The organism is Nitratireductor lacus (assembly GCF_056431025.1).
In genome coordinates this window covers 128,670-140,960 of sequence record NZ_JBWKMB010000001.1, presented here as the reverse complement: position 1 = coordinate 140,960, position 12,291 = coordinate 128,670, and the positions used below count along the sequence as shown (strand labels likewise).

The 12,291-nt window shown below is 60.8% G+C and carries 8 protein-coding genes; all 8 read left to right on the top strand.

The window, feature by feature from the left end; translation table 11 throughout:
- The first annotated feature begins 155 nt into the window (after nt 1-155).
- The 8 genes from secE (at nt 156) to rpoC (ending at nt 12,152) form a co-directional block, all read left to right on the top strand.
- Entirely contained in the window at nt 156-359 is a 204-nt protein-coding gene (secE, locus tag AC07E3_RS00740) for a preprotein translocase subunit SecE (protein ID WP_007010606.1), read from the top strand.
- Nucleotides 360-388: 29 nt separating this feature from the next.
- Nucleotides 389-916, top strand: a complete 528-nt coding sequence (gene nusG / locus AC07E3_RS00735) for a transcription termination/antitermination protein NusG (protein ID WP_065815246.1) — start codon at nt 389-391, stop codon at nt 914-916.
- Nucleotides 917-1,052: 136 nt separating this feature from the next.
- Nucleotides 1,053-1,481, top strand: coding sequence for a 50S ribosomal protein L11 (gene rplK, locus AC07E3_RS00730; protein WP_065815247.1), 429 nt, complete (start codon nt 1,053-1,055; stop codon nt 1,479-1,481).
- A gap of 4 nt (nt 1,482-1,485) precedes the next feature.
- Entirely contained in the window at nt 1,486-2,190 is a 705-nt protein-coding gene (gene rplA / locus AC07E3_RS00725) for a 50S ribosomal protein L1 (RefSeq protein ID WP_336071581.1), read from the top strand.
- 343 nt (nt 2,191-2,533) lie between these two features.
- The gene (gene rplJ, locus AC07E3_RS00720; protein WP_336071579.1) at nt 2,534-3,052 is read left to right on the top strand and encodes a 50S ribosomal protein L10; all 519 of its coding nucleotides are present in this window, start codon (nt 2,534-2,536) and stop codon (nt 3,050-3,052) included.
- Between the two features lie 51 nt (nt 3,053-3,103).
- Nucleotides 3,104-3,481: a 50S ribosomal protein L7/L12 gene (rplL, locus tag AC07E3_RS00715; protein ID WP_065815249.1), complete on the top strand. Its 378-nt coding sequence runs from the start codon at nt 3,104-3,106 to the stop codon at nt 3,479-3,481.
- Between the two features lie 181 nt (nt 3,482-3,662).
- Nucleotides 3,663-7,802: a DNA-directed RNA polymerase subunit beta gene (gene rpoB / locus AC07E3_RS00710; RefSeq protein ID WP_336071576.1), complete on the top strand. Its 4,140-nt coding sequence runs from the start codon at nt 3,663-3,665 to the stop codon at nt 7,800-7,802.
- A gap of 150 nt (nt 7,803-7,952) precedes the next feature.
- On the top strand, nt 7,953-12,152 hold the full coding sequence (gene rpoC / locus AC07E3_RS00705; protein WP_336071574.1) for a DNA-directed RNA polymerase subunit beta': 4,200 nt from the start codon (nt 7,953-7,955) through the stop codon (nt 12,150-12,152).
- Nucleotides 12,153-12,291: the final 139 nt, after the last annotated feature.

Below are 12,291 nucleotides of genomic sequence, written 5' to 3'. Positions count from 1 at the left end.
CGCCTTTGTCGTATGGGTGAAATGTGGAAAACGATTCGGTTTTTCAGGTTTCTTCCGGGCTTGGGGCTGGCCTCGCCGGTCTCGTGCATCTCTCCCGATCTGATCGGGGACAATAAATAACCTGGCTTACCAGGCTTTAGAACCAAGAGCGGCATATGGCGTCGAAAACCACGAATCCCTTCACGTTTCTTCAGCAGGTTCGGTCCGAAACCGCGAAAGTAACGTGGCCCTCGCGGCGTGAGACACTGATCTCTACGGTGATGGTCATCGCATTCGCCACGCTGGCGGCGATCTTCTTTTTCGCTGCCGATCAGCTCATGGCCTACGGCATCGAGCTTATCCTTGGCATTGGCGCCTGATCCTGGACGATTGACGGAGTGCGATTGAAATGACTGCGCGTTGGTACATCGTCCACGCCTATTCGAATTTTGAGAAGAAGGTTGCCGAATCCATTGAGGAGCAGGCGCGCCAGAAGGGGCTGACCGACAAGGTCGAGCAGGTTGTTGTTCCGACCGAGAAGGTCGTGGAAGTGCGTCGCGGCCGCAAGGTCGATGCCGAGCGCAAGTTCTTCCCCGGTTACGTTCTCGTCAAGGCGCAGCTCACCGATGCCGTCTTCTCGATGATCAAGAATACGCCGAAAGTGACCGGTTTTCTTGGCGATTCCAAGCCGGTGCCGATCACCGAGGCGGAAGCCGAGCGTATCCTGACCCAGGTTCAGGAGGGCGTGGAACGTCCCAAGCCTTCGGTCACATTCGAGATCGGTGAGCAGGTGCGCGTCGCTGACGGTCCCTTCGCCTCGTTTAACGGCTCCGTTCAGGAAGTGGACGAGGAGCGCTCGCGGCTCAAGGTCGAGGTTTCGATTTTCGGACGGGCCGTGCCCGTCGATCTGGAATTCGGTCAGGTCGAAAAGGGCTGACCGTGTTGCCCCTTGAGGGGCTTCGTCGGTGGAAGGGAAGGGCGGCTTAGCCGGCTGCTGATTTCCGGACCACCAAACTGCAGTGCCGGCCCATCCTTCCCGAGGGGGCCGGCGTGAACGACAAGGCAGATGAGATATGGCTAAGAAAGTTGCAGGCCTGCTCAAGCTTCAGGTTCCCGCGGGTTCGGCGACGCCGTCGCCCCCGATCGGTCCTGCGCTTGGTCAGCGTGGCATCAATATCATGGAGTTCTGCAAGGCATTCAATGCGCAGACCCAGGAGATGGAGAAGGGCTCGCCGATTCCGGTCGTTGTGACCTACTACCAGGACAAGTCCTTCACCTTCACGATGAAGACGCCGCCGGTGAGCTACTTCCTAAAGAAGGCGATCAACCTGAAGTCCGGTTCCAAGGAGCCCGGCAAGTCGGTTGCAGGCAAGATTTCGCGCGACAAGGTGCGTGAGATCGCCGAAGCCAAGATGAAGGACCTGAACGCGAACGACGTCGACGCAGCCATGCGCATGGTCGAGGGTTCCGCGCGGTCCATGGGCCTGGAAGTGGAGGGCTGAGGATATGGCGACGAAACTTTCCAAGCGCATCGCGAAGGCCCGTGAAGGCATTGACCGCGACAAGGAATACGCGCTCGACGAGGCCGTTGCGCTCCTGAAGGACCGTGCGACCGCAAAATTTGACGAGACCATCGAAGTGGCGATGAACCTCGGCGTTGATCCGCGCCATGCGGACCAGATGGTTCGCGGCGTTGTCAACCTGCCGAACGGCACGGGTCGTACGGTTCGTGTTGCTGTCTTCGCCAAGGGCGACAAGGCGGACGAAGCCAAGGCAGCCGGTGCCGACATCGTCGGTGCCGAGGATCTGGTTGAGATCGTCCAGAAGGGCGAGATCGAGTTCGATCGCTGCATTGCGACGCCGGACATGATGCCGCTGGTCGGCCGTCTGGGCAAGGTGCTCGGCCCGCGTGGCCTGATGCCAAACCCGAAGGTCGGAACGGTTACCGCTGACGTGACCGCTGCGGTCAAGGCTTCCAAGGGTGGCGCCGTCGAGTTCCGCGTCGAGAAGGCCGGTATCGTGCATGCGGGCGTCGGCAAGGCTTCTTTTGATGCCAAGGCCATTGCCGAGAATGTACGCGCATTTGCAGATGCCGTGATCAAGGCGAAGCCGGCAGGTGCCAAGGGCAACTATGTGAAGAAGGTGGCGATCACCTCGACCATGGGGCCGGGCCTGCGCATCGACGTGGCGAGCCTGACGGCTGCGTCCTGATGAGATTTCGGGGAGGGCGCTTTGGCGCCTTCCCCAGGACTTTCCAGATCGCAAGATCTGGAAACCGGAAGGAAACTTCCGGAACATCCTGTCCGAGATTGCAGGCGGTTCGCCTTAATCCCTTTTCGGGGTCTGCATGAGACGGGTGGGACCGGAGACCGGGGCTTGCCCCGTTTGAAGGTTCGAACCGTGTTGGCCTTTTGTCCGATGCCGGAATTCCGGCTGGCGAAAGGGGACAGGATCCTCGAGCGTCGCTTGGGTGATCCGAGTTTGCGGATGCCCTGCGGCAAAAGGCAAACCGGCGGATATGTCTTTCGGGACTTTCCGTCAAATGGAGAAGGCAGTGGACAGAGCGGAAAAACGCGAATTCGTCGCGGATCTGAATCAGGTGTTCAGCAACACCGGTTCGGTCGTCGTGGCCCACTATGCCGGTCTGACCGTCGCACAGATGAACGAGCTTCGTTCGAAGATGCGCGGCGCAGGTGGCACAGTCAAGGTTGCGAAAAACCGTCTCGCCAAGATCGCCCTTCAGGGAACCCCGTCCGAAGGCATTCAGGCCCTTTTCGAAGGCCAGACCCTGATTGCTTACTCGGACGATCCGGTTGTCGCTCCTAGGGTCGCCAATGACTTCGCCAAGGGCAATGACAGGCTTGTCATTCTCGGCGGTGCCATGGGTGAGACCGCGCTCGATGCCGACGGCGTGAAGGCACTTGCCTCGCTGCCGTCGCTGGACGAGCTCAGGGCGAAGCTGGTCGGCATGATTTCGACGCCGGCTACCCGGATCGCACAGGTTGTCAATGCGCCCGCGGGTCAGCTCGCGCGCGTCTTCGGCGCCTATTCCAAGAAGGACGAGGCGGCGTGATGCCGGTCCTCAAGACCAACAACACAGTTCGAACACAAAAGGAAATATACAATGGCTGATCTTGCTAAGATCGTTGAAGACCTGTCGAGCCTGACCGTCCTCGAGGCGGCCGAGCTTTCGAAGATGCTTGAAGAGAAGTGGGGCGTCTCCGCTGCTGCTCCGGTGGCTGTTGCCGCTGCTGCAGGCGGTGCTGCCGGTGGCGAAGCTGCTGAAGAGAAGACCGAATTCGACGTCGTTCTCACCGATGCAGGCGCACAGAAGATCAACGTGATCAAGGAAGTCCGCGGCATCACGGGTCTCGGCCTCAAGGAAGCCAAGGACCTCGTTGAGTCCGCTCCGAAGCCGATCAAGGAAGGCGTGTCCAAGGACGAAGCCGAGAAGATCAAGGGTCAGCTCGAAGGCGCTGGCGCTAAAGTTGAGCTGAAGTAATTCAGCGTCCGGTCCGCGTGGATTTCCGATCTGCGCGGACCGGAACACTGAACAAGGAACCGAAACCTCTTTCCTGTGGGCCGCAAGCGGCTTTCAGGAAACGGGTTTTTATCCGTTTGGATTGACCGCCGGGATGGCGGTTCACGTGGTGAATGCAAGCCAGGCAGGGCAAGGAGCGACGATGGCCGAGACCCAAACGTTTAATGGTCGCAGGCGGGTACGCAAGTTCTTCGGAAAGATTCCGGAAGTTGCGGAGATGCCGAACCTTATCGAGGTTCAGAAGGCATCCTATGACCAGTTCCTGATGGTCGAGGAGCCCCAGGGCGGGCGTCCTGACGAGGGGCTGCAGGCGGTGTTCAAATCGGTTTTCCCGATTTCGGACTTCGCCGGAACTGCAATGCTCGAATTCGTGAAGTACGAGTTCGAGGATCCGAAATTCGATGTGGACGAGTGCCGGCAGCGCGATCTTACCTTCGCTGCGCCGCTGAAGGTGACGCTGCGCCTGATCGTCTTTGATGTCGATGAGGATACCGGCGCCAAGTCGATCAAGGACATCAAGGAGCAGGACGTCTATATGGGCGACATGCCGCTCATGACGTCCAACGGCACCTTCATCGTGAACGGCACCGAGCGCGTCATCGTTTCGCAGATGCACCGCTCTCCTGGCGTGTTCTTCGATCACGACAAGGGCAAGTCGCATTCTTCGGGCAAGCTTCTGTTTGCCGCCCGCGTTATTCCCTATCGCGGTTCCTGGCTCGACATCGAGTTCGACGCCAAGGACATCGTACATGCGCGCATCGACCGCCGCCGCAAGCTGCCGGCGACATCGCTTCTGATGGCGCTCGGCATGGATGCCGAAGAGATACTGTCCACCTTCTACGATCAGCTCACCTATGTGCGCGACGGTGAAAACTGGCGCGTGCCTTACACGGTCGAACGCTTCAAGGGCCTGAAGGCAACTGCGGACCTGATCGATGCCGACAGCGGCGAAGTTGTCGTCGAGACGGGCAAGAAGATCACCGCGCGTCAGGCAAAGCAGCTTGCTGAAAAGGGCCTGAAAGCGATCCGCGCCACGGAAGACGATCTGCTGGGCAATTACCTCGCAGAGGACATCGTTAATCCGGAAACGGGCGAGATCTTCCTCGAGGCCGGTGACGAGATCGACGAGAAGACGCTGAAAGTCCTGCTCGAGACGGGCGCGACCGAGGTGCATTTCCTCGACATCGACCACGTCAATGTGGGCGGCTACATCCGCAACACGCTGGCTGCCGACAAGAACGAGTCGCGTCAGGATGCGCTGTTCGACATCTATCGCGTCATGCGCCCGGGCGAGCCGCCCACGCTTGAGACCGCGGAGGCGATGTTCCATTCGCTGTTCTTCGATGCCGAGCGCTACGACCTTTCGGCCGTCGGTCGTGTGAAGATGAATATGCGTCTCGAGCTCGATGCGGAAGACACCGTGCGCGTTCTGCGCAAGGAAGACATCGTTGCCGTGGTCAAGACACTGGTCGAGCTGCGCGACGGCAAGGGCGAGATCGACGACATCGACAATCTCGGCAACCGCCGTGTGCGTTCCGTCGGCGAACTGATGGAAAACCAGTACCGCGTCGGTCTTCTGCGCATGGAGCGCGCGATCAAGGAGCGTATGTCCTCGATCGAGATCGACACGGTCATGCCGCAGGACCTGATCAACGCGAAGCCGGCGGCTGCCGCCGTGCGCGAGTTCTTCGGTTCCTCGCAGCTCTCGCAGTTCATGGATCAGACCAACCCGCTTTCCGAGATCACCCACAAGCGTCGCCTTTCGGCGCTTGGACCGGGCGGTCTGACGCGTGAGCGTGCGGGCTTCGAGGTGCGCGACGTGCACCCGACCCACTATGGCCGCATCTGCCCGATTGAGACGCCGGAAGGCCCGAATATCGGTCTGATCAACTCGCTGGCCACCTTTGCCCGCGTGAACAAGTACGGCTTCATCGAAAGCCCGTATCGCAAGATCGTTGATGGCAAGGTCACGCAGGACGTCGTCTATCTGTCGGCCATGGAAGAAGCCAAGCACTATGTTGCCCAGGCCAATGCCTCCATCGGCGAAGACGGCAGCTTCACGGACGAGTTCGTCATCTGCCGCCACGCCGGCGAAGTGATGATGGCGCCGCGCGAGAATGTCGACCTGATGGACGTGTCGCCGAAGCAGCTCGTTTCGGTCGCGGCCGCGCTCATCCCGTTCCTGGAGAACGATGACGCCAACCGCGCACTGATGGGCTCGAACATGCAGCGTCAGGCCGTGCCGCTGGTGCGGGCTGAAGCGCCGTTCGTCGGCACCGGCATGGAGCCGATCGTGGCACGCGATTCCGGCGCTGCGATCGCCGCACGCCGGACCGGTGTGGTCGACCAGGTGGACGCAACGCGTATCGTTATCCGTGCAACGGAAGACGTCGACGCGTCGCGTTCTGGCGTCGATATCTACCGTCTGATGAAGTTCCAGCGTTCGAACCAGAACACCTGCGTCAACCAGCGTCCGCTGGTGCGCGTGGGCGATCTGATCAACAAGGGCGACATCATCGCCGATGGTCCGTCCACGGATCTTGGTGATCTGGCGCTTGGCCGCAACGTGCTCGTCGCGTTCATGCCGTGGAACGGCTACAACTACGAGGACTCCATCCTTCTGTCCGAGCGCATCGTTCGCGATGACGTCTTCACCTCCATTCACATCGAGGAATTCGAGGTGATGGCGCGTGACACGAAGCTTGGACCGGAAGAAATCACGCGCGACATTCCGAACGTTTCGGAAGAAGCGCTGAAGAACCTCGATGAAGCCGGCATCACCTATATCGGCGCTGAAGTTCAGCCGGGCGACATCCTCGTCGGCAAGATCACGCCGAAGGGCGAAAGCCCGATGACGCCGGAAGAAAAGCTCCTGCGCGCCATTTTTGGTGAAAAGGCTTCGGACGTTCGTGACACATCCATGCGCATGCCGCCCGGCACGTATGGCACGGTCGTGGAAGTGCGCGTCTTCAACCGCCACGGCGTGGAGAAGGATGAGCGCGCCATGGCGATCGAGCGTGAGGAAATCGAGCGTCTCGCAAAGGACCGTGACGACGAGCAGTCGATCCTCGACCGCAACGTCTATGCGCGTCTGGCCGACATGCTGGACGGCAAGCAGGCCATCGCGGGCCCGAAGGGCTTCAAGAAGGGCGGCGCGCTTTCCGCAGAGGTTCTCGACGAGTATCCCCGCTCGCAGTGGTGGCAGTTTGCCGTCGAGGACGAGAAGCAGCAGGAAGCGCTCGAAGCGCTGCGTGCCCAGTATGACGAGTCCAAGAAGGCGCTCGAGCAGCGTTTCATGGACAAGGTCGAGAAGGTGCAGCGCGGCGACGAGATGCCGCCCGGCGTCATGAAGATGGTCAAGGTCTTCGTCGCCGTGAAGCGCAAGATGCAGCCCGGCGACAAAATGGCCGGCCGTCACGGCAACAAGGGTGTCGTGTCACGCATCGTACCGGTCGAAGACATGCCGTTCCTGGAGGATGGCCAGCATGTGGACATCGTGCTCAACCCGCTGGGCGTGCCGAGCCGCATGAATGTCGGTCAGATTCTCGAAACGCATCTGGGCTGGGCCTGTGCGGGCATGGGCCAGCAGATCGGCGAGCTGATCGACAGCTACAGGGAAAATGGCGACATCAAGCCGCTGCGCAAGACGATCGAGGCGGTCATTCCCGAGAACGACCGCAACGAGCCGGTTCGCCAGTATGACGATGAAAGCGTAGTGCGGCTGGGTGAGCAGATGCGTCGTGGCGTGTCCATCGCCACGCCGGTCTTCGACGGTGCGCATGAGGCGGACGTCAATGACATGCTGGCGCAGGCAGGCATGCAGACCAGCGGACAGGTCACGCTCTACGATGGGCGTACGGGTGAGCCGTTCGACCGTCAGGTGACCGTCGGCTACATCTACATGCTGAAGCTGCACCACCTTGTGGACGACAAGATCCACGCCCGTTCGATCGGGCCGTACTCGCTCGTTACCCAGCAGCCGCTGGGCGGCAAGGCGCAGTTCGGTGGCCAGCGCTTTGGTGAGATGGAGGTCTGGGCGCTGGAAGCTTACGGTGCGGCCTACACGCTGCAGGAAATGCTGACCGTGAAGTCGGACGACGTGGCAGGCCGTACCAAGGTCTACGAAGCCATCGTGCGCGGCGACGACACGTTCGAGGCGGGCATTCCGGAGAGCTTCAACGTTCTCGTCAAGGAAATGCGCTCGCTCGGCCTCAATGTGGAGCTGGAAAACTCCCGCATTGACGCGGCCGAGGCCGAGCAGCTGCCCGACGCTGCGGAATAAGCGTTATCGCGTGTCGCAGGAAAACCTGCGGCACGCATCGTCGTTCGCAAGGCAGCATAGCAGCGGCCAAGCATTTGAACCGGTGGGACACGCGGCGGCAGTCTTCACCGAAGTTTAAAAGGGACAAGGCGTCCCGAAAAGGAGATCGGCATGAACCAAGAGGTCATGAATCTTTTCAACCCTCAGGCGCCGGCACAGACTTTCGACTCGATCAGGATTTCTCTGGCCAGCCCCGAGAAGATCCTGTCCTGGTCGTATGGCGAGATCAAAAAGCCCGAGACCATCAACTATCGTACGTTCAAGCCCGAGCGTGACGGTCTCTTCTGCGCACGCATCTTCGGTCCGATCAAGGACTATGAGTGCCTGTGCGGCAAGTACAAGCGCATGAAGTACAAGGGCGTCATCTGCGAGAAGTGCGGCGTTGAAGTCACGCTGTCGCGGGTGCGTCGTGAGCGCATGGGCCACATCGAACTGGCCGCACCCGTCGCGCATATCTGGTTCCTGAAGTCGCTGCCGTCGCGCATCGGCACGCTGCTCGACATGACCCTGAAGGACATCGAGCGGGTTCTCTATTTCGAGAACTATATCGTGACCGAGCCCGGCCTGACGGCACTCAAGGAGAACCAGCTTCTTTCCGAAGAAGAGTATCTGATCGCGGTCGACGAGTATGGCGAGGACCAGTTCACCGCCATGATCGGCGCCGAGGCGATCCATCACCTGCTGGAATCGATGGACCTCGACACGATTGCGGGTGATCTGCGTTCGGAGCTGGCATCCACCACGTCGGAGCTGAAGCAGAAGAAGCTTCTGAAGCGCCTCAAGGTGGTCGAGAACTTCCTTGAGTCGGGCAACCGTCCCGAGTGGATGATCATGAAGATCGTGCCGGTCATCCCGCCGGACCTGCGCCCGCTGGTTCCGCTGGATGGCGGTCGCTTTGCGACGTCCGATCTCAACGACCTTTACCGCCGTGTGATCAACCGCAACAACCGTCTGAAGCGCCTCATCGAGCTGCGCGCACCGGGCATCATCATCCGTAACGAGAAGCGCATGCTTCAGGAGGCTGTTGACGCACTGTTCGATAATGGCCGCCGCGGCCGTGTCATTACCGGTGCCAACAAGCGTCCGCTGAAGTCGCTCTCCGACATGCTGAAGGGCAAGCAGGGCCGCTTCCGCCAGAACCTGCTCGGCAAGCGCGTTGACTATTCGGGCCGTTCGGTGATCGTGACCGGTCCCGAGCTCAAGCTGCACCAGTGCGGTCTGCCGAAGAAGATGGCGCTTGAGCTGTTCAAGCCGTTCATTTACGCGCGTCTCGACGCGAAGGGCTATTCGTCCACCGTCAAGCAGGCAAAGAAGCTGGTCGAGAAGGAAAAGCCGGAAGTCTGGGATATCCTGGACGAGGTTATCCGCGAGCATCCGGTTTTGCTGAACCGCGCGCCGACGCTGCACCGTCTGGGCATCCAGGCGTTCGAGCCGGTGCTGATCGAAGGCAAGGCGATCCAGCTTCACCCGCTGGTCTGTACCGCGTTCAACGCCGACTTCGACGGCGACCAGATGGCCGTTCACGTGCCGCTTTCGCTGGAAGCCCAGCTCGAAGCGCGCGTCCTGATGATGTCGACCAACAACATCCTGCACCCGGCCTCCGGCGCACCGATCATCGTGCCATCGCAGGACATGGTTCTCGGACTCTACTATCTGTCCATCATGAACCAGAATGAGCCGGGCGAGGGCATGGTCTTTGCCGATATGGGCGAGCTGCACCACGCGCTGGAGAACAAGGTCGTCACGCTGCACACCAAGATCAAGGGCCGTTTCAAGACGGTCGACGCGGAAGGCAATCTCGTTTCGCAGATCCACGAGACGACGCCTGGCCGCATGATCGTTGGCGAGCTCCTGCCGAAGAACCACAATGTGCCCTTCGACATCTGCAACCAGGAACTGACCAAGAAGAACATCTCCAAGATGATCGACACGGTCTACCGTCACTGCGGCCAGAAAGAGACGGTTATCTTCTGTGACCGCGTCATGCAGCTCGGCTTCGGCCATGCCTGCCGCGCCGGCATTTCCTTCGGCAAGGACGACATGGTCATTCCGGACACCAAGGAAAACCTGGTGGCCGAGACCGAAGCGCTCGCCAAGGAATACGAGCAGCAGTACAATGACGGCCTGATCACGCAGGGCGAGAAGTACAACAAGGTCGTCGATGCCTGGGCCAAGTGCTCGGAAAAGGTCGCCGACGAGATGATGAAGCGCATTAAGGCGGTCGAGTTTAACGAAGACGGTCGCCAGAAGCCGATGAACTCGGTCTACATGATGTCGCATTCCGGTGCCCGTGGCTCGCCGGCGCAGATGCGTCAGCTTGCCGGCATGCGCGGCCTGATGGCCCGTCCGGATGGCTCCATCATCGAGACGCCGATCATCTCGAACTTCAAGGAAGGCCTGACCGTGATGGAGTACTTCAACTCCACCCACGGTGCCCGTAAGGGTCTGGCCGACACGGCTCTGAAGACGGCAAACTCGGGTTACCTGACCCGCCGTCTGGTTGACGTGGCCCAGGACTGCATTGTCACCGTGCCCGATTGCGGCACCGACAAGGGCCTGACCATGCAGCCGATCGTCGACGCCGGTCAGGTGGTTGCTTCCATCGGTCAGCGTGTGCTGGGCCGTACCGCGCTTGACGACATCATCAACCCCGCAACCGACGAGGTCATCGTTTCGGCCGGGCGTCTGATTGACGAGCGCGATGTCGAGGCCATTGAAAAGGCCGGTATCCAGTCTGTCCGCATCCGTTCGGCGCTGACCTGTGAAGTCCGCAGCGGTGTCTGCGCGATCTGTTACGGTCGTGACCTCGCGCGTGGTACGCCGGTCAATATCGGCGAGGCCGTTGGTGTCATCGCCGCCCAGTCGATCGGTGAACCGGGTACCCAGCTCACCATGCGTACCTTCCACATGGGCGGCACGGCGCAGGTGGTCGACCAGTCGTTCCTCGAGGCTTCCTTCGAAGGCACGGTCAAGGTCCGCAACCGCAATGTGGTGCGCAACTCCGAAGGCGATCTCGTGGTGATGGGCCGCAACATGGCGGTTCTGATCCTGGACGAGAACGGCGAGGAGCGGGCAAGCCACCGTCTCACCTATGGCTCGCGTCTGTTCATCGACGAGGGCGACAAGGTGAAGCGCGGGCAGCGCATCTCCGAGTGGGATCCCTATACGCGTCCGATGCTGACCGAGGTGGAAGGTACCGTTGCCTTCGAGGACCTGGTCGACGGTGTGTCGGTCCAGGAAACGGCCGACGAATCCACCGGCATCACCAAGCGTGAGGTCATCGACTGGCGTTCGACGCCGCGCGGAACCGACCTGAAGCCGGCGCTGACGGTGCTCGATGCCAAGGGCAAGGTGGCAAAGCTCGCCCGTGGTGGCGATGCGCGCTTCCTGCTGTCGGTGGAGACGGTTCTGTCCGTGGAGCCGGGCTCCAAGGTCAAGCCGGGCGACGTGATTGCCCGTATCCCGACCGAGAGTGCCCGCACCAAGGACATCACCGGTGGTCTGCCGCGCGTTGCGGAACTGTTCGAGGCCCGTCGTCCGAAAGATCACGCCATCATCGCCGAGATCGATGGTACGATCCGCTTCGGCCGCGACTATAAGAACAAGCGCCGCATCGTCATCGAGCCGCATGACTCGACGCTGGAGCCCGCGGAATATCTCATTCCCAAGGGCAAGCCGTTCCATCTTCAGGACGGCGACCAGATCGAGAAGGGCGACTTCATTCTCGACGGCAACCCGGCGCCGCACGACATCCTGGCGATCAAGGGCGTGGAGGCTCTGGCTTCCTACCTGGTCAACGAAATCCAGGAAGTCTATCGCTTGCAGGGCGTGTTGATCAACGACAAGCACATCGAGGTGATCGTTCGCCAGATGCTGCAGAAGGTCGAGATCACCGCACAGGGCGACTCGACCTACATTCCGGGCGATCATGTCGACTCCGTCGAGTTCGACGAGATCAACGAGCGTCTGGTGGAAGAGGGCAAGAAGCCGGCCGAAGGCCAGCCGGTCCTCCTCGGCATCACCAAGGCTTCGCTGCAGACACCGTCCTTCATCTCCGCGGCCTCCTTCCAGGAGACCACACGCGTGCTGACCGAGGCGGCTGTCGCCGGCAAGATCGATACGCTGCAGGGCCTCAAGGAGAACGTCATTGTCGGCCGTCTCATCCCGGCCGGTACGGGTGGCGCCATGAGCCAGGTTCGCCGGATCGCGCGCTCGCGCGACGATCTGATCCTGGACGAGCGGCGCAAGAGCTCGGGCGCCGAGATGGCCGATCCGATGATCGCCGACATGACGACAAGCGCTGCCGAATAATCGGCAGATCGCTTCTCAGAAAAATGCAAGAGCCGGGCCCTGCGCCCGGCTTTTCTTTTGTCGATCCACCGTCATGGTCGCGTGCCTGTCATCCGACTGGATCATGAGGCTCTCCGGGGCGTGCATTCCCGCCCGGTTT